The organism is Geobacter sp. SVR (assembly GCF_016865365.1).
In the GTDB taxonomy this organism is placed as follows: Bacteria; Desulfobacterota; Desulfuromonadia; order Geobacterales; family Pseudopelobacteraceae; genus Pelotalea.
On the sequence record NZ_AP024469.1, the window covers coordinates 3,657,673 to 3,676,420 of the forward strand.

16 protein-coding genes, 1 other RNA gene and 1 riboswitch are annotated in these 18,748 nt (G+C 58.8%); of the genes, 9 read left to right on the forward strand and 8 right to left on the reverse strand.

All coding sequences use genetic code 11. The features are described from left to right. Positions 1–35 precede the first annotated feature (35 nt). From GSVR_RS16940 to thiC, 4 genes are all read left to right on the forward strand, one after another. Positions 36–590, forward strand: coding sequence for a hypothetical protein (locus GSVR_RS16940; protein ID WP_173198754.1), 555 nt, complete (start codon positions 36–38; stop codon positions 588–590). Positions 591–793: 203 nt separating this feature from the next. Continuing rightward, positions 794–1,126 carry a hypothetical protein gene (locus GSVR_RS16945; protein ID WP_173198756.1) on the forward strand — a complete coding sequence of 111 codons (333 nt, stop codon included), beginning with the start codon at positions 794–796 and terminating at the stop codon, positions 1,124–1,126. After that, a riboswitch (TPP riboswitch) is annotated at positions 1,091–1,196 on the forward strand. Its footprint overlaps the gene before it by 36 nt. A gap of 66 nt (positions 1,197–1,262) precedes the next feature. Further along, positions 1,263–2,729, forward strand: a complete 1,467-nt coding sequence (gene thiD, locus GSVR_RS16950; protein ID WP_173198758.1) for a bifunctional hydroxymethylpyrimidine kinase/phosphomethylpyrimidine kinase — start codon at positions 1,263–1,265, stop codon at positions 2,727–2,729. A 36-nt stretch (positions 2,730–2,765) separates the two neighbouring features. Next, positions 2,766–4,094 (forward strand): phosphomethylpyrimidine synthase ThiC, encoded by a 1,329-nt coding sequence (thiC, locus tag GSVR_RS16955; RefSeq protein ID WP_173198760.1) that lies wholly within the window; start codon positions 2,766–2,768, stop codon positions 4,092–4,094. A gap of 71 nt (positions 4,095–4,165) precedes the next feature. On the opposite strand, the gene ssrS is transcribed toward thiC, so the two are convergent. The 7 genes from ssrS to GSVR_RS16990 form a co-directional block, all read right to left on the reverse strand. Next, a non-coding RNA gene (gene ssrS / locus GSVR_RS16960) (6S RNA) lies at positions 4,166–4,344 on the reverse strand. 64 nt (positions 4,345–4,408) lie between these two features. Then, positions 4,409–5,419, reverse strand: coding sequence for a 3-deoxy-7-phosphoheptulonate synthase (aroF, locus tag GSVR_RS16965; RefSeq protein ID WP_173198762.1), 1,011 nt, complete (start codon positions 5,417–5,419; stop codon positions 4,409–4,411). Positions 5,420–5,443: 24 nt separating this feature from the next. Next, on the reverse strand, positions 5,444–6,133 hold the full coding sequence (locus GSVR_RS16970) for a Crp/Fnr family transcriptional regulator (protein ID WP_173198764.1): 690 nt from the start codon (positions 6,131–6,133) through the stop codon (positions 5,444–5,446). A gap of 150 nt (positions 6,134–6,283) precedes the next feature. Continuing rightward, complete coding sequence (gene tkt, locus GSVR_RS16975) at positions 6,284–8,293, reverse strand: transketolase (RefSeq protein WP_173198765.1); 2,010 nt, start codon at positions 8,291–8,293, stop codon at positions 6,284–6,286. 28 nt (positions 8,294–8,321) lie between these two features. Then, positions 8,322–9,359, reverse strand: a complete 1,038-nt coding sequence (gene thiL, locus GSVR_RS16980) for a thiamine-phosphate kinase (RefSeq protein ID WP_173198766.1) — start codon at positions 9,357–9,359, stop codon at positions 8,322–8,324. Further along, entirely contained in the window at positions 9,356–11,803 is a 2,448-nt protein-coding gene (gene lon / locus GSVR_RS16985) for an endopeptidase La (protein ID WP_239077367.1), read from the reverse strand. Before lon ends, thiL begins: the two co-directional genes overlap by 4 nt. Further along, the gene (locus GSVR_RS16990; protein ID WP_173198767.1) at positions 11,800–12,234 is read right to left on the reverse strand and encodes an Hsp20/alpha crystallin family protein; all 435 of its coding nucleotides are present in this window, start codon (positions 12,232–12,234) and stop codon (positions 11,800–11,802) included. The genes lon and GSVR_RS16990 overlap by 4 nt, the downstream gene beginning before the upstream one ends. Positions 12,235–12,527: 293 nt before the next feature. Here GSVR_RS16990 and speA point away from each other — a divergent pair, with 293 nt between their 5' ends. From speA to nspC, 3 genes are all read left to right on the forward strand, one after another. Next, on the forward strand, positions 12,528–14,435 hold the full coding sequence (gene speA, locus GSVR_RS16995; RefSeq protein WP_173198768.1) for an arginine decarboxylase: 1,908 nt from the start codon (positions 12,528–12,530) through the stop codon (positions 14,433–14,435). 170 nt (positions 14,436–14,605) lie between these two features. Then, on the forward strand, positions 14,606–15,802 hold the full coding sequence (locus tag GSVR_RS17000; protein ID WP_173198769.1) for a saccharopine dehydrogenase family protein: 1,197 nt from the start codon (positions 14,606–14,608) through the stop codon (positions 15,800–15,802). Between the two features lie 165 nt (positions 15,803–15,967). After that, the gene (gene nspC, locus GSVR_RS17005; RefSeq protein WP_173198770.1) at positions 15,968–17,146 is read left to right on the forward strand and encodes a carboxynorspermidine decarboxylase; all 1,179 of its coding nucleotides are present in this window, start codon (positions 15,968–15,970) and stop codon (positions 17,144–17,146) included. Between the two features lie 44 nt (positions 17,147–17,190). On the opposite strand, the gene GSVR_RS17010 is transcribed toward nspC, so the two are convergent. Then, positions 17,191–17,802: a thermonuclease family protein gene (locus tag GSVR_RS17010; RefSeq protein WP_173198771.1), complete on the reverse strand. Its 612-nt coding sequence runs from the start codon at positions 17,800–17,802 to the stop codon at positions 17,191–17,193. Positions 17,803–17,944: 142 nt separating this feature from the next. Between GSVR_RS17010 and GSVR_RS17015 the strand changes: the two genes are divergently transcribed. Next, positions 17,945–18,337 (forward strand): helix-turn-helix domain-containing protein, encoded by a 393-nt coding sequence (locus GSVR_RS17015; RefSeq protein ID WP_173198772.1) that lies wholly within the window; start codon positions 17,945–17,947, stop codon positions 18,335–18,337. A 192-nt stretch (positions 18,338–18,529) separates the two neighbouring features. Further along, positions 18,530–18,739, forward strand: coding sequence for a hypothetical protein (locus GSVR_RS17020; protein WP_173198774.1), 210 nt, complete (start codon positions 18,530–18,532; stop codon positions 18,737–18,739). Positions 18,740–18,748: the final 9 nt, after the last annotated feature.

An 18,748-nucleotide genomic window follows, 5' to 3' on the forward strand; every position in this document is an offset into this window, starting at 1 on the left:
GGAGTTATTACCCTGACTTTCACAAGGAGGAACATATGATGAGGTACCTGAAGACGACAATTCTGGCAGCGGTAGTGACGGCAGCCCTTTCCGGTTGCGGCGATGGCGGCGACGGTGGCGGCGGCTCCGTGCCGGACACCTATCGATTTCCGCCCGGCAAGGCGACCGTGACCTTTAGTGCCATAAGCTCGGCCCACCTGCCAGCTCCGATCAGCGGAATCGTCCTGTCCGTCATCTTGCCGCAAGGAATGAGCGTAACCACGGACCAAGGTTCATCTGGCACAATTGCGACACAATCGATAACACCCGGCTCGGCACTGCTGCCGGGAACCAGCATAGCTTACGGCACCTATTCGGCATCAAATGGCAAAACGCGGTTAACCACGAATACCCCCAGCGACACCTTTCGTTCGGGCGAATTCCTGCGCCTGACCTGCGTGGTTGCCTCCAACACGAACATCACTCTGGGAAGTCTCAAGGCCCAGAACTCACCGGTGACCGTGCTGAAGGCCGTGGGATATGATTCAACCACCAACAGCACCGTGGACCTGACCGGCAAACTCACCGCAACCCTGGGGGCGATCAGGTAAACCGAACGAAAGTGGATACTGGGTTAACCCTATGGCAGTATCAATACAACAGGCAGGCGGGCGCCGACGCAGGGCAGTCCGCCTGCCTGTTGTCATGACCATTGACAGGAAGGAACAAGTTCCAGTACCGTGCAGCCCATACGATTCCGGGTAAGTCTACGAACCGCCCGTGCAGCGATGCCGGAACGGGTAAGAGAACGGTCATGCACTGGATACCCCGCAGCACGCCATTCCTTTTTATCATCTGCATCCTTACCGCTATCTGTCGGCCCTGCCTGGCCGCGACCCCTCTCGTCATAGGCGCCGCCGACAGCTATCCCCTCGTCGGCGCCACGGTGGAGGTACTGGAAGATCCTGGCCGGCGCCTCACCATCGAGGATGTCGTTTCTCCCCGGTATCATTACAAGAAGGAGCAGAAGGGCGGACGCCGCAGAGGTGTCCGCCTTTTCGCGGTCATAGACATTGACAGAGGGGAGGAATTCCAGTACCGTAGACACGATACAAGGCCCTGGGGGAGTTCTGACGAACTGAGATGATTCCGCGGAATCAGACCCTTTGAACCTGAACCGGGTAATGCCGGCGGAGGAAAGCGGCTCATGTGGTATTGCCCCTTGCGGCCGCCTGAGATCCGTCTTCATCAGTGCGGCTGTTTATTTTTTCGGGACCATGTCAATGAGTGATCGCAACAGATCGTTTCGTCTTGTCGTCAACAAGGGAGCCCAGCCCCTCTCTATAGCAGGCCTCTACCTGGTGACCGACCAGGGTGAAAACCTGGTGGAGCGCGTCAGGTCCGCACTGAGAGGAGGCGTGTCGGTGCTGCAGTATCGGGCCAAGCACAAGCCGCCCGAACTGTGCCGCTCCGAGGGGAGCGAACTGAAGCAGCTGTGCCGCAGTTTCGGCGTGTCCTTCATCGTCAATGACGATGTGTCTCTGGCCAGGGACCTGGACGCCGACGGCGTACACCTGGGCCAGGACGACGAAAGTGTCGGCAGAGCCCGGGAACAGCTGGGGCCGGGGAAGTTCATCGGCAAGTCGACCCATAACCTGGATGAGGCGCTGCAAGCTGAACAGGAGGGTGCAGATTACATCGGCTTCGGCGCCATGTATCCCACCGGCAGCAAGAACGTCACCCATATCCCCGGCACCGCCGGCCTTTCGGCCATTCGCGACCGGGTACGGCTTCCGGTGGTGGCCATCGGCGGAATCACGACCAGCAATGCCTGCCGGGTCATCGATGCCGGTGCCGACGCGCTGGCCGTTATCTCTTCGGTGCTCTCCAGTCCCCGTCCCGATCTGTCGGCCTGCGAACTCAGGCTGCTGTTCAATCGGCAGCGTCCCTTTCCCCGCGGCACCGTCCTGACTGTGGCAGGCAGCGATTCCGGCGGTGGTGCCGGCATCCAGGCTGACATCAAGACAATTACGCTGCTGGGGAGCTATGCCGCCAGCGTGCTGACCGCCCTGACCGCCCAGAACACCCGCGGAGTCTCGTCAATCCACGGCCTGCCACCGTCGTTCGTGATGGACCAGTTGGATGCGGTACTGGAAGACATTCCGGTCGATGTGATCAAAACCGGCATGCTGCATACTCCGGCCATCATTGCCGCACTGGCGGAACGCCTGACGGAACGCCAGACCATGACCGCCCTGGTGATCGACCCGGTCATGGTTGCCAAGGGGGGAGCGGCGCTGATGGAGTGCGATGCCACCCAGATTTTCCTCAAGCAGCTCCTGCCGCTGGCCTACCTGCTGACACCGAACATCCCCGAAGCGGAGCGGCTGCTGGGGACGCGGATCAGCTCGGAAGCTCACATGGAACAGGCTGCCCGAGACCTGCACCGGCTGGGGGCAGCCAACGTCCTCATCAAAGGGGGGCATCTTGCCGGGCAGCATTCCACCGACATCCTCTTTGACGGAACGGAATGCCGGAGCTTTACGGCTGAGCGGATATTTACCAACAACACCCACGGGACCGGCTGTTCCTACGCCTCGGCCATTGCCGCTTTTCTGGCCCAGGGGGAACCGCTGGGCTGTGCCGTGAAAAAAGCCAAGGATTTCATCACCGCCGCCATCCGCATGGCCCGCCCTTTGGGCAAAGGGCACAGTCCGATCAATCACTTTGCCGCTGTTCGGCAACGTTGACTCAACCTTAATCTCAACCTTATCTGGAGTTCGCGCATGACCCAACTGGAATATGCCCGCAGGGGCGTTGTCACCGAAAAAATGCAAATCGCCGCCAACGCGGAGCAGGTATCTCCCGAACTGATCCGCGAAGGGATTGCGGCCGGCACGATCGTCATCTGTCATAACGTCAAGCATGCCAACGGCACTCCGCTGCCGGTCGGCACCGGGCTGCGCACCAAGATCAATGCCAACATCGGTTCGTCCTCCGACGACACGGACATGCAGAAGGAGCTCGAAAAGGCACGCGTGGCGGTGAAATATGGCGCTGACGCCATCATGGATCTTTCCACCGGCGGTCCGGTGGATGAGATCCGCCGGGCGGTGATTGCAGAAACCTCCGCCTGCATCGGCAGCGTTCCGCTCTACCAGGCCGCCCTGGACGCGGTGCGGGTCAAGAAGAAGGCCATTGTCGACATGACCGTGGACGACATCTTTGCCGGCATCATCAAGCATGCCGAGGATGGGGTCGACTTCATCACCGTTCATTGCGGGGTGACGCGCAGCACCGTCGAACGCATGAAAAACGAGGGGCGGCTGATGGATGTGGTCTCCCGCGGCGGCGCCTTCACCATCGAGTGGATGGCCTACAACAACAAGGAAAACCCGCTCTACGAACACTTTGACAAGCTGCTGGAGATAACCAAGGAATACGATATGACCCTGTCGCTAGGGGATGGCTTCCGCCCCGGCTGCCTGGCCGATGCCACCGACCGCGCCCAGATCCACGAGCTGATCCTGCTGGGGGAGCTGACTCAGCGCGCCCAGAGTGCCGGCGTTCAGGTAATGATCGAAGGCCCCGGCCACGTGCCGCTCAATCAGATCCAGGCCAACATCCTGCTGCAGAAACGCCTCTGCCACGGCGCCCCTTTCTACGTGCTGGGGCCGCTGGTAACCGACATCGCACCCGGCTATGACCACATCACCTGCGCCATCGGCGGTGCCATTGCCGCAGCGGCCGGTGCCGACTTCCTCTGCTACGTGACCCCCAGCGAGCATCTGCGTCTGCCTGACGTCCAGGATGTACGGGACGGGGTAATCGCTTCACGCATCGCAGCCCATGCGGCCGACATCGCCAAGGGAGTCAAGGGGGCCATGGAAAAGGACATTGCCATGGCAAAATGCAGAAAAAAATTGGATTGGGAAGGACAATTCGCCCTGGCCATGGATCCCGAACGCGCCCGCTCGCTGCGTGAAAGCTCAGGGGTTGCGGACCACGGCGCCTGCACCATGTGCGGAGAGTTCTGCGCCTACAAGGTCATGGATGACGCCATGGCCAGGGATAATCAGGGACCGGGGGCTGGGGATCGGGGACTGGTGGGTTAAACCGTACGTTCGGACCTTCCTGCACGAAAAAGAAAAACGGGTAGAAGCCTTGCGGCTCCTACCCGTTTTTTTATCTCTCCGTCCTGCCGCCTGCTATAAGGACCTCCGGCGAGTTCCTTAACAGGTGGGCGACCATATACTGCTTCAGGCAATTCCCGCGCAATGGGGCAGCACACCACAGTAGAGAAGGTCCCCCGTTCTTATGTTTATTCCGCCCGGGTACTGCAGCCGACAAACAGGACAGAGAGAATGTTTGTTGTATTATCACATCCGGCCATGGCCTTTACAAGCGATTTAAGATTAATATCCAGCCATCAATATCCCAGAAAGCCGCTCAGGCTGCGGACATCCTTCATCAGCGCCTCGAAGCCCGGGAAATTCAGCGATTGGGGGCCGTCGGACAGTGCTTTCTCCGGTTCGGGATGGACCTCCACCAACACGCCGTGGGCGCCGGCAATCAGTGCCGCCAGGGTCATGGGGGGCACCAGGCTGCGTTTGCCGGTGGCATGGGACGGATCGACCATGATCGGCAGGTGGGACATCTCCTTGATCAGCGGCACGACCGCCAGGTCGAGCGTGTTGCGGGTAGCGGTTTCATAGGTGCGGATCCCGCGCTCGCACAGTATGACCTGCTCATTCCCCTCGGCCAGGATGTACTCCGCCGCTGCCAGGAATTCCTCGATGGTAGCGCTCATGCCGCGTTTGAGCAGAACCGGCTTGCGGATTCGCCCCAACTCGCGCAGCAGATCGAAATTCTGCATGTTGCGCGCCCCTACCTGCAGCAGGTCGGCATGTTCGGCCACCAGTCCGACATTGTCGGGGCTCATGACTTCGGTCACGATCGGCAGGCCGCTTTCTTTGCCGGCCAGGGCCAGCAGGCGCAAGCCCTCTTCCCGCATACCCTGAAAGGTATGGGGACCGGTGCGGGGCTTGAAAGCCCCCCCACGCAGCATATCGGCGCCCGCCTGCTTGACGAACAGGGCGGTCTTCACAATCTGCTGCTCGCTCTCCACGGCGCACGGACCGGCCACCACCACCGGCCGGCATCCCTGGCCCACCTGCACGCCGGCCACGTTCACGACAGTGTTTTCAGGATGAAAATCGCGGGAAACCAGCTTGTAAGGCTTGGACACGTGGATTACCCTCTGTACGCCGGGCATTTCCAGAATTTTACTGTCATCAACGTACCCCTGATTCCCCAGCACCCCAATGGCTGTACGTTCCCTGCCCGGTATGGGCGCTGCGGTGTAACCCATCTCCCGGACGATCCGGGTGATGGCGTCAATCTCAGTCTGGCCGGCGTTATGATTCATGACGATCAACATGGTGGTTTCCGTTCCGATCCCGGTTCATTCGTGACGTTCGCACAGTTTCTGCAGCTTTTCCATCTGGTGAATTACCACGCGGTTTCCCTGCACCTCGATTATGCCCTCGTCCTTCAACTTGCGCAAGGTGCGGGAGACCGTTTCGCTGGCGGTGCCGAGCCGTGAAGCCAGTTCACCCTTCTTGATTCCCAGGTCGATATAGGTGATGCCGCCGTAGCTGGTGGACTTTTCATCCGCCCGCCGGACCAGGAACGATGCCAGCCGGGAGGTGACATCGGCAAAGGACAGCTCTTCGATCTGCCGGGCGAATTGACGCAGCATCAGCGAGAGAGAGATCACCAGGTTGAGCGAGAAGTTGGGATTCCTGGCCATCAGCTCCATGAATCCCTGCTTGGGGAGGTACAGCACCTCGCCCGCCTCCAGGGCGCGCGCTTCGGCCGGATATTTACCGTCACCGAAGAAGGCCGCCTCGGCAAAAGTCTCTCCCGCTCGGACGAAGTGCAGTACCTTCTCTCGCCCATCCGGCGCAATGCGACAGAGCTTGATGCTGCCCACCACCAGCAGGTAGAAACCGGTGGCAACGTCCCCTTCGCTGAAGAGCGCCTCACCCTTTTTGAATTTGCGGCGCACCGTGATGGTCGCCAGCTCGGCCAAGTCTCCATCGGCCAGACCAGAGAAAAGCAGGGATTTTTTTAGCAGTTCGATCAGTTCCATACAGTACACCTTACATCTGCCACAGAGACACGGGTACACAGAGAACGGCAAAAGAGAGAAACCAGATACTCACCAAAACTTTTGATTTACGGTCCTGTCCGGCTTCTGCTTTTCCTCCGCGTCTCTGTGTCTCCGTGGCGGATGTTGACGTTAGGCCTTTCCCAGGAACGCCGCGATCTTCTCGGCCACCTGCGGGGCAGTGAAGCCGAACTTCTCCGCCAGCACCTCGCCCGGAGCCGAAGCGCCGAAATGTTCGATGCCAATGAACAGCCCCTCGCAGCCGAGCACCCGTCCCCAAGACTCGCCACGCCCCGCCTCGAAGGCGATGCGCGGTACTCCGGCCGGCAGGATTTCGTCACGGTAGGACTGGGGCTGTGCCATGAACTGCTCCAGGCAGGGGACCGAAATCACGCTCAGCTTGATGCCCCGTGCTGTCAGTGTGGTCGCCGCCTCCACCGCCACGTGCACCTCGGAACCGCTGGCCATGATGACTGCATCCGGTGTGCCGTCTGTTGTGACAACCGGGTAGCCCCCCTTCAGTACGTCGGCCTTGTCGAAACCGGCCGGACGCGCAATCACCGGCAGCTTCTGGCGGGTCAGGATCAGAGTGGTCGGCCCTTGGGCATATCGCAGGGCAGCCACCCAGGCCATGGCGGTTTCGAGACCGTCAGCAGGCCGGATCACCTGCAGGCCGGGGATCATGCGCAACGAGGCGACATGCTCGATCGGCTGGTGGGTCGGCCCGTCTTCTCCCACGAAAAAGGAATCATGGGTGAAGATATAGATGGCCTGCTGCTTCATCAGGGCCGAGAGACGAATGGTAGGACGGCAGTAGTCGGAAAAGACCAGGAAGGTGGCACCATACGGGATGAAGCAGCCGTACAGCGCCATGCCGTTCATGACCGCACCCATGGCGTGCTCACGGATGCCGAAATGCAGGTTGCGTCCGGCAAAGGCGCCTGCTTGCACCGAAGGTGAACCTTTGATATCGCTGTTGTTGGAAGGAGCCAGGTCGGCCGAGCCGCCTGCCAGAGCCGGCACCAGGGCAGCAACCTTCTGCTGGACGGCGCCGGACAGCACGCGGGTGGCACCATCCTTGCCGGCCACGGCTGCCACCAGTTCGTCCGCCAGTTCGGGCCCCAACGGCTTGTTCCACATCTGATCCCATAGTACCGCACGTTCCGGGTTGGTGGTGTACCACACCTCAAAACCATCCTGCCAGGCCTTGTGACGCAGTTTCAGGTCCTCCACGCGCTGGGCGCAGACATCCTTCACCTCCTGCGGGACCTCGAACGGGGCATGCTGCCAGCCCAGATTGGCCCTGGTGGCGGCCACCTCATCCTTGCCCAGCGGGGCGCCATGGGCGCCGGACGACCCCTGGCACTTGGGGCTGCCATAGGCGATATGGGTAGTGGCGATGATCAGCGACGGCCTGCCGGTCTCGGCCTTGGCTGCTGCGATGGCTGCGGTGATCTGACCATAGTCGTGGCCGTCGATGCTCTGCACATGCCAGCCGCAGGCGTTGAAACGGCCGGTCACATCTTCGGACCAGGCCAGATCGGTCTTGCCTTCGATGGTAATGCTGTTGCTGTCGTAAATGTAGACGATGTTGCCGAGCTTGAGGTGACCTGCCAGGGCGGTAGCTTCGTAGCTGATCCCCTCCTGAAGGCAACCGTCCCCCACCAGGCCGTAAATCGTGTGGGTGATGGGGCTGAATTCGGCCGTATTGAAACGCTCGGCCGCCATTTTGGAGGCAATGGCCATGCCGACGCCATTGGCAAAGCCCTGGCCGAGCGGACCGGTGGTCACCTCGACCCCGACGGTGTGCCCGAATTCGGGGTGTCCGGGCGTTTTGCTGTCCCACTGACGGAAATTTTTCAGTTCGTCGAGCGGCAGATCATAGCCGAACAGGTGCAGGAGCGAATAGAGCAGCATCGAACCGTGGCCTGCCGAGAGTACGAAACGGTCCCGGTTCGCCCAGCGGGGCTCGGACGGGTTGAAATTGAGAAAATTGCCCCACAGCGCAAAGGCACAATCGGCCGCTCCCATGGGGAGGCCGGGATGACCGGAATTGGCCTTTTCAACTGCATCAACGGCGAGAAAACGGAGGGCATCGGCGCAAAGCCGTGCCTGGGGCGCTGCAATTACTGGCTGCTGCATTACGTACTGCTCCTTTCAAGACACATCCTCAGGGAATGAAATGATTGAAACCGGAGGTCGGGAGATGATAATGGGTGCCGTCGGCGGTGAAAGCGGTTATATCCGGCTGGGTCGTTACTATACCAACAGGTGCGGCATCAATGCCACAAGTTTTCATGAGGTCGGCTATTTTTTTACGATCGGCAGGCAGTGCCGTAAAGGCCAGTTCGTAGTCTTCGCCGCCGGCCAATGCCAGGTGATAGGGGAAGTCGGGGAGATGCTGCACAGCATCGCGAAACGGAGGGGAAAGCGGCAGCGCATCCAGAAAAATGCTGCCGCCGACAGCGGACAATTCTGCAATGTGGCCGAAATCGGCCAGCAAGCCGTCGCTGATGTCGATCATGGCGGAGACGAGCCCCGACTCGGCCAGCATACGACCAGCTCTAGTGCGGGGAACCGGATCGAGCAGGCGGGAAAGAAGAGGATCGTTCTCCTCACGATTTTCCGGGTAATTGCTTGGCGTTCCGGCGGAACGTGGAACCGTCAGGCGGCCTTCCAGCAGTTCGAGCGCCAGGGCGGCGTCACCCAGCGTGCCGCTGACCCAGATCTCGTCTCCCGGTCTGGCGCCGCTGCGCCGGACAATCAGCCCGGGGGCCTGTTCCCCCATGATCGTGACCGAAACGATCAGGCCGTTGCGTGAGGCGCAGGTGTCGCCGCCGATCAGGGCAACGCCATGTTCTTCTGCCAGGGAGAGAAATCCGCGGGTGAAGGTATCGACAAAGGCAAGGGGGAGATCATTGGGCAGTGCCAGCGAGAGCAGGGCCCAGCGGGGGATGCCGCCCATGGCGGCGATATCGGAAACGCTGACCGCCAGGGACTTGCGTCCCAGGCGGTACGGGTCATGCCAGTCGCGGCGGAAATGCACCCCTTCCAACAGCATATCAGTGGAGGTCAACAGCTGCATGCCGGGTGCAGGGGCAGTCACCGCGGCATCGTCACCGATACCGGTAACGACCCCTTCGGAGGGGGCCACCCTTGCGGCAATGCGGGAGATCAGACCGAACTCGCCGACCTCGCCAAGATTCACGCCTCGGCACCCCGGCGGGAACGGGCCGTGCCCCGGGCAGCGGATGGCCGCGACTGCGTCTTGGCCGGGTGGGACGTTGACGGCGGGTATTTCTCGAGGGCCAGCTTGAGCACCTCGTCGATCATCTGCACCGGAACAATCTTGACCTTCTTGAGGATCTCGGCAGGGATATCCTCCAGGTCCTTCTTGTTCTGGAAGGGGATAATGACGGTCTTTATCTCGGAACGGACCGCAGCCAGGATCTTCTCCTTGAGTCCACCGATCGGAAGCACCTTGCCCCGCAGCGTGATCTCGCCGGTCATGGCCACATCCTTCCTGACCGGGATCCTGGTGATAACGGAAACCAGTGCCGTGGCCATGGCAACGCCGGCCGAGGGGCCATCCTTGGGTATGGCACCGGCCGGGACATGCACGTGAATCTCGTGATCCTGGAAAAACTCCGGCTTGATCTGCAGTTCGGACGCATGAGCACGGATATAGGAGTGGGCGGCCTGGGCCGATTCCTTCATGACATCACCCAGTTGGCCGGTCAGGGTCAGTCCGGACTTACCCTGCATCAGGGTGGCTTCGATGTGCAGAATTTCGCCTCCGACCGGGGTCCAGGCCAGTCCGTTGACAACACCGATCTCGTTCTTGACCAGATCCTCTTCCCGCAGGTGCTTGGCGCCTCCCAGGAAGGTGGGCAGGTTCTTGGCGGTCACCTTGACCGTACGCTTGGAACCTTCGGCCACCTTGCGTGCCACCTTGCGGCAGACCGTGCCGATCTGGCGCTCCAGGTTGCGCAGACCCGCCTCGCGGGTGTACTTGGCGATGATCTCGCGGATCGCATCGTCCTCGAAAGCGATGAAGCTGGGCTTGAGCCCGTTTTCGGCCACCTGGCGCGGCACCAGGTAACGCTTGGCAATCTCCAGTTTTTCCTCTTCGGTATAGCCGGAGAGATTGATCACCTCCATACGGTCGCGCAGCGCCGACGGAATCGGATCGATCTGGTTGGCCGTGGCGATGAACATGACGTTGGAAAGGTTGAAGGGTTGGCTGATGTAATGATCGGAGAAGGAGTGGTTCTGCTCCGGATCCAGCACCTCCAGCAGGGCCGACGAGGGATCTCCCTTGTAGTCGTAGCCGAGCTTGTCCAGTTCGTCCAGCATCATGACCGGGTTGTTGGTGCCGGCCTGCTTCATACCCTGGATGATACGACCGGGCAGCGCGCCGATATAGGTGCGGCGATGGCCGCGGATCTCGGCCTCGTCCCGCACGCCCCCCAGCGACATGCGTACGAACTTGCGCCCCATGGCGCGGGCAATGGACTTGCCCAACGATGTCTTGCCGACCCCCGGAGGGCCGACGAAGCAGAGGATGGGACCCTTCATCTTTTTCTTCAGCTTGCGCACTGCCAGGAATTCGAGGATGCGCTCCTTGATCTTGTCCAGGTAGAAGTGGTCGTCGTTGAGGATCTCTTCGGCCCTGGCGATGTTCAGACTGTCGCGTGAAGCCTTGCTCCAGGGCAGTTCCACCAGCCAGTCCAGATAGGTACGGATGATCCCGGCTTCCCCTGCATCGGGATGCATGTTTTCCAGCCGGCCGAGCTGCTTGAGCGCCTCCTTCTGAACATTCTCCGGCATCTTGGCCGATTCGATCGCCTTGCGGATCTCGACCAGTTCCTCCTTGCCCTCGCCGTCCCCCAGCTCCTGCTGGATGGCCCGCATCTGCTCGCGCAGGTAATACTCACGCTGATTCTTGCCCATTTCCTCGCGGGCAGCGCTCTGGATCTTGGCCTGTACGCTGAGCAGTTCGACCTCGCGGTTGAGCAGCTCGTTGACCTTGGTCAGCCTGACGATCGGGTCGACCGTCTCCAGCAGCTGCTGGGCGTCGGCCACCTTGAGCCCCAGGTTGCTGGCGATCAGGTCGGCCATGCTGCCCGCATCCTGGATGTTTTCCAGTATGACCACCACCTCGGGCGAGATCTGCTTGCCCAGCTCCACCACCTTGGTCAACTGCTCGCGGACCGTACGGATCAGCGCCTCGGTCTCCAGCGAGATATCCAGAAGCGGCGTGTCGTTCAGGCGTTCGATGCCCACGGTATAGAAGGGCTTTTCGGTGACATATTCGGTGATGCGCGCCTTGGCCAATCCCTGCACCAGGATTTTCACCCTGCCGTCCGGCAGCTTGAGCATGCGCATGATCATGGCAACGGTGCCGACGTTATAGATCTTGTCCGGCTGCGGATCTTCCTCGCTGATCTCGTGCTGGGTGGCCAGCAGGATCATCCGGTCCCCGGCCAGGGCGCTGTCCACCGCTTTGACCGACATCTCCCTCCCGACGAACAGGGGGATGATCATGAAGGGATAGACCACCACGTCGCGCACCGGCAACAGCGGAAGCACGTCCGGTATCTTAAGCTCTTCGGCTTCCTGTTTCTCTATATCCTTGTCAGATTCACTCAAAGCGTAATCTCCTTTATAGGTACCTTCAGATCAGCGGCTTTCGGGCAAACCACCCTCAAGACGCCCAACCGGTATTCGGCCACAACCAGACGCGGATCGAAAATGCCGGGAAGCTGGATGACATAATTGAAGTGACCGAAACTGCGCTCCATGCAAATGAAGCATCCCTCGATCTGCTCCCGGGGTTTATGCGCTTCCAGCACCAGAGTGACGCCGTTAACCCTGATGGCGATATCCTCCAGCCGGAACCCCGGTAAATCGAATTCGAGAACGACCTCGTCGGACGATTCGTACATGTCCATTCGCGGGCGATTCTCCGCCTCATCCAACCCTTCCCTCATCTCAAGGGCATGCAGCAAGGCTCTGATCTCTCCGACCTGGCGACTGATAAGCTCCTGGTGGTAAGGCTTCTTGCCCGAAAAACGTGGCATGGCTGGTATCCGTTTTGAATAGATGGAGGCTGGGAGTTTGCCGGTTTAAAAAAGATGTAACCATTCCTGCCGCACTTGTCAAGTTTGACTGCCCAAAACAAATCCTGTATACCAAAAAAGCATTGACATGGGGATGGTATTGCAGGATATTTTTAAACCTTTGTGCAGTTGATGGCAGTAAGAAACCGGGCTCTTTCCGGGTAGTTGTTCCGCCTCCCGGAAGGCAGCTTTACACAAACGCAGCAACCACACCCGCCTGGTGGCGCATAAACCGAAAGCTGGGGAACCGACCTATGGAGCGCTGGTCAAGCAACGATTCCGCCAAAATATATAATCTCGATAACTGGGGTGCAGATCTTTTCTCCATCAACAAGAAGGGCAATATCTGCGTTCATCCCTCCTCGAATTCCAAGCATTCCATCGATCTGCGGGTGCTGGTGGACGACCTGATCAAACGCAAAATCAAGCCGCCGATTCTGCTGAGGTTCATGGATGTCCTTCAGGGGCGCATCGCCAGCATCAATCGCGTCTTCAGGAACGCCATCCAGGAAAACGATTATCCGGCCAAATACCAGACCTTCTATCCCATCAAGGTCAACCAGCAGCGCCAGGTGGTCGAAGCGATCGCCAGCTACGGCAAACGCTACAACATCGGATTGGAAGTCGGCTCGAAACCCGAGCTGGTGGCAGCCATCTCCATCTCCACCGGCAACGGCCTGCCGATCATCTGCAACGGCTACAAGGATGCCGAATATATTGAAACCGTCCTGTATGCCACCAAGATCGGCTACGATATCACCATTGTGATCGAAAAGCTGTTCGAGCTTGAAAAGATCGTCGAGATCGCCAAGAGAACCGGGATCCAGCCGAAACTGGGCATCCGGGTCAAACTCTCCTCCAAAGGAACCGGCAAGTGGGCCACCTCAGGCGGTGAAGACGCCAAATTCGGTCTGCGCATGACCGAGATCATCGCCGCCATCCGCATCCTTGAGGAAAAGGGTATGCTGGAGTGCGTCAAACTGCTGCACTCCCACATCGGCAGCCAGATCACCAAGATCGACAAGATCAAGTCGGCCCTGATCGAAGGGGCACGCATCTATACCGAAATGCGCAAGATGGGGGTGGGGATCGAGTACCTTGACATCGGCGGCGGTCTGGGTGTCGACTACGACGGTTCCAAGTCGAGCTATTTCTCCAGCGTCAACTATACGGTCGAGGAATACGCCAATGACGTGATCTACCAGATCAAGAACATCTGCGACGAAGCCGGCGTGGAATGTCCCAATATCATCTCCGAGTCGGGCCGGGCCACGGTTGCCCATTACTCGCTGATGGTCACCAACGTACTCAATACCAATACCCAAAACCTGATGCCGGACTTCGAAGAGATCCTGGCCCAGTCGGAAAAGCTGGCACCCACGGTCAAGAAGCTGATGGACATCTACAAAAGCATCGACCGTTATTCTCTACGAGAGGATTACCACGACACCCTGCAGCTGATCAACGAGGCGGTCAGCCTGTTCAACCTGGGCTATCTGACCCTGCACGACCGGGCCGTCGCGGAATGGCTCTACTCCAAGATTATCAAGAAGATCAACAGCATCGTCGAAAAGATCAAACCGATCCCGGAAGAGCTGCAGAACTTCCAGCTTTCGCTGCGCCAGACCTATTTTGCCAATTTCTCGCTGTTCCAATCCATTCCCGACTCCTGGGCCATTGATCAGCTGTTCCCGATCATGCCGATCCAGCGGCTGAACCAGAAGCCGGACGTAATGGCCTCCATCGCCGACATCACCTGCGATTCGGACGGCGAGATCACCAGCTTCGTGGGTGAACAGGGACGCACCAAGTCGCTGCCGCTGCACAAGATCAGGAAGGACGAGGATTACTACATCGGCTTTTTCCTGATCGGGGCCTACCAGGAGATCCTGGGTGACCTGCACAACCTGTTCGGCGACACCAACGCGGTCCATATCACCTTCAACAAGAAGACCGGCTACATGATCGACACGGTCATCAACGGCGACGCCACCTGGGAAACCTTGAAATACGTGCAGTACAAAGGCCCCGAGATCCTGAAGAACGTGCGCGACAACCTGGAGAAGAGCGTGGCCATGAAGAAGATCTCCATCGAAGAGAGCAGTCACTTCATCGAGCTTCTGGACCGGACGCTGCTGGGATACACCTATTTCGGGGAATAGCTGATTTCGTATTCCGAGAGCCGTTCAGATAGCATTCAAGTTTATCCAGTACACAAAAAACGTTTCCTTTGTAAAATTCATGTTACGGGTATTGTGCTGCAAAGCGAATACCCGTAATATGTTTGGGCTCTGATACGATCCGATCAAATATTAAGGAAGGAACCATACACATGAGCAAGGTCCTTATCATCGGCGCCGGCGGCGTCGGCCAGGTCGTCACCCATAAATGCGCCCAGCGCCGCGACATCTTCAGCGAGATCACCCTGGCCTCGCGCACCAAATCCAAGTGCGATACCATTGCCGCCCAGTTGAACAACAGCATCAAGACCGCCCAGGTCGATGCCGACAATGTTCCCGAACTGGTAGCCCTGATCAAACAGGTGCAGCCCAAGCTGGTGATCAACGTGGCCCTGCCCTACCAGGACCTGACCATCATGGACGCCTGCCTTGAAACCGGCGTCGATTACCTCGACACCGCCAATTACGAGCCGCTGGACACCGCCAAGTTCGAGTATTCCTGGCAGTGGGCCTACCAGGACCGCTTCAAGCAAGCCGGCCTGATGGCGCTCTTGGGCTCGGGCTTCGATCCGGGGGTGACCAACGTCTACACCGCCCTGGCGGCGAAAAAATACCTCGACGTGGTAGAAGAGATCGACATCATCGACGCCAATGCCGGCAGCCACGGTCAGCCCTTTGCCACCAACTTCAATCCCGAGATCAACATCCGCGAAGTGACCGCCACCTGTCGCCATTGGGAGAATGGTGCCTTCCAGGAGTCCCCGCCGCTCTCCACCAAGCGGGTCTTCGACTTTCCCGAAGGAATCGGGCCGATGAACATCTACCGTCTCTACCACGAGGAGATGGAATCCATCGTCAAGCACATCCCCACCATAAAAAAGGCCCAGTTCTGGATGACCTTCTCGGACAACTACCTCAAGCACCTGGAGGTGCTGCAGAATGTCGGCATGACCCGCATCGACGAGGTGGAGTTCAACGGCCAGAAGATCGTGCCGATCCAGTTCCTGAAGGCGCTGCTTCCCGATCCCGGCTCGCTGGGACCGCTGACCAAGGGCAAGACCTGCATCGGTGTCATCGCCCGCGGACTCAAGGACGGCCAGCGCAAACAGGTCTACATCTACAACATCTGCGACCACGAGGCCTGCTACAAAGAAGTCCAGTCCCAGGCCATCAGCTACACTACCGGCGTACCGGCCGTGGTGGGGGCGATCATGATGCTGACCGGTAAGTGGCATGCGCCGGGAGTCTGGAACATGGAGCAGTTCGATCCGGAGGTATTCCTGGATGAGCTGGGTCCGATGGGACTGCCGACAGTGGTGGTCGACGGCGGTGAGTGGCCTGAACTTTAACAATCAAAAGCTTTACCACAGAGGACACAGAGGAAAGGCCTCATGGGATTTGTTCTCGAACTCTAAATTATGGGTAAATTGGGGATTAATTATATCCCCATAGATTTTTTGTTTACTCTGCGTTCTCTGCGCCCTCTGCGGTGAATACTCCTAATAGGTTGAAACGTGCCCGGTATCGATATCGAAAAAATTCTTGAGCTGGCCCCCTCCCCCGCCTATGTGGTGGATCTGGGGCGGCTGCGCCATAACCTGGCAATCCTGGATCATGTCCAGCAGAAGAGTGGCGCCAAGATCCTTTTGGCACTGAAAGCCTTTGCCATGTGGGGTGTCTTCCCGATCATCCGGGAAACGCTGCACGGCGTCTGCGCCAGTTCCCCCTGGGAAGCGCGCCTGGGGCGCGAAGAATTCGGCCGCGAGGTGCACAGCTTCTCGGCCGCGTTCAAGGAAAGCGACATCGTCGAGCTGCTGCAGCTATCCAATCACCTGGTGTTCAACTCTTTCAACCAGTTTGAGCGTTTCCGTCCGCTGTGGGAAAAGGAGGCAAGCCGCGTCTCGATCGGCCTGCGGGTCAACCCCGAGCACACCGAGGGGCACACCGCCATCTACGATCCCTGTGCCCCCAAGTCCCGCCTCGGCATTCCTCTGGCGGAATTCGAACGGCGCATCTCAGAGGTGGGAACCGAGGCGGCCCTGCGGGGAGTCGAGGGGTTGCACTTCCACACACTCTGCGAGCAGCTGTTCGAGCCGCTGGAGCGCACGGCACGGGTGTTCGAGGAAAAATTCGGGCGGTTTCTGCCCAAGATGAAATGGCTCAACCTGGGTGGCGGACACCACATTACCCGGGAAGGCTACGACATTGATGCACTGGTGGAGTTGGTGACGTATTTCAGGGAAAAGTACGGGGTGGAGGTCTACCTGGAGCCGGGGGAGGCCATTGCGATCGGCACCGGCATCCTGGTCAGCGAGGTGCTGGACGTGGTGCACAACCAGATGGATATCGCCATTCTGGACGTCTCGGCCACCTGCCACATGCCGGACATTCTGGAAATGCCCTACCGCCCCGGCCTCAAAGATGGCTTTGATCCCGATCAAAAGCCCCACACCTATCGCCTGGGGGGCCCCTCCTGCCTGGCAGGGGACATCATCGGCGACTGGTCCTTTGAGCGACCGCTCGCAGCAGGGGACCGCCTGGCCTTCCTGGACATGTCCCACTACACCATGGTTAAAACCACTACCTTCAACGGCATCCAGCATCCGGCCATCTGCACCTTCGAACCGCAGACAGGAGAATTGAGGGTGGTGCGTCGTTTTGGTTATGAAGACTTCAAAGTGCGGCTTTCGTGAGAGAGGGTACTCCTGCCCTTACCGCCCGCCTGTCTCAGCCTTTCTCAGTTTTTCTTTGATGTTTTTCTTTCCTGTTGTGAGAGCCTCTTCCGGCATTCCCCCGGAGGTTCGGGATTCTGCTGCTTCCACATCCCCCGATGCGCCTTGCGGGCCTCACCTTCGGCATCCGCCAACTCGGTATCGATTCCGGCATCGAGACCGGTCTTCACTGCCCACGCCCATCCTTCTGCAACCATGTCCCGGTTGATGCTCCGGCCATTATAACGGACAATGGAAATCATCTGCTTTGACGATGTCTTTTCGTGAATATCCACTGTCACGTTTTTCCCCAGGATCTTTCTTTTCAGCATCGCGAAAGCTTTAGCGCCACATGGCTGGCTCATGTGCGGCGGTTCAACCCCATAAAGCCGCAGGGTCATTTTCATGGAACGGGTCGGGAGATCGACGAGGACCGTGCTGGCATCGATGACCTTTTCAACCTTTCCGGAAACGATGAATTTCGGCCCTCCCGCCAAGGCGGGAGCAACCAGCAGGAACAAAACCAGCACTATAACCGCTATGATTCTATACATGACATCTCCAGAGCAGAAGCCATTCGTACATGAGATTGGTCCAGGCACTTCTGGATACGCACATTGTCCGGCGATTTTACCCAACGATCGCCTCCAGGCCGGATCACACCGGTTCGGCACTATTTTCCACTCTTCCTGGTCCGGCGCAGCGCGTTGAATTATATGCCATTAATACACATTTATCGATCAAAAATCAACAGGCAACACATATCATCCAATGCGGTAGTTGACGATCAATACGGTCTGCTATAGTTCCTCCATGCCAGCGGACATCATTACAAGCGGTGAGATGGGGGCTGCAATCAGGGCACGCCGAAAAGAACTCGGCCTTTCCCAGGAGCAGTTGGCCGAGAAGGTCGGAGTTTCCTATCAGCAGATACAACGTTATGAGAGCGGATACAGCATGCTCAACGTCGAAAATATCCAGCGGATCGCCAGAAGCCTCCAAATACCGGTGACAGCCTTTTTCGTGCCCGACCGGCCCCCTACCGTGGCCGAGCCTCCCCTTCCCTACGACTCCCCGGAAGAAAAGATTCTGCTCAGGCACTTCAGGGACCTGGCTACCAAGACCGACAGAAACCTGGCCATCAGCATCGTGCGCAAAATGGTGCGGAAATAGTCACCCAGTCATCCGCTGTCGCGGACATCGTGGTAAATTCCTGTCTGGCCAATCCGCTGCTCTCCCGTCTCTGACCTGAGCGTCCCTATTGCCCCGGCCGCGCCCCCTGAACACACTCGATCAACTTTAGATTTTGCATACTCCCCTGGAACATGGTAAGTAACCATGAAGCCAGAGAACAAGGAAAACAGCATGGAACTTAAAACCAGGATTTGGATGACCGGCAACCTGGACTGGTTTGCTTATATCGGTGATGAGGAAGTGTTTCTCGGAAGGCGCGAAGTGCCCATGCCGCTGGACGAAGGCGATGCCTGGACGAACGAGATCGGTGATATGTTCAAGGTGATAGACGGTGAAATACGGCTGGTAGGAAAGACCGAACCGCCCAAAAAATTCTGGTGACCATTCCGG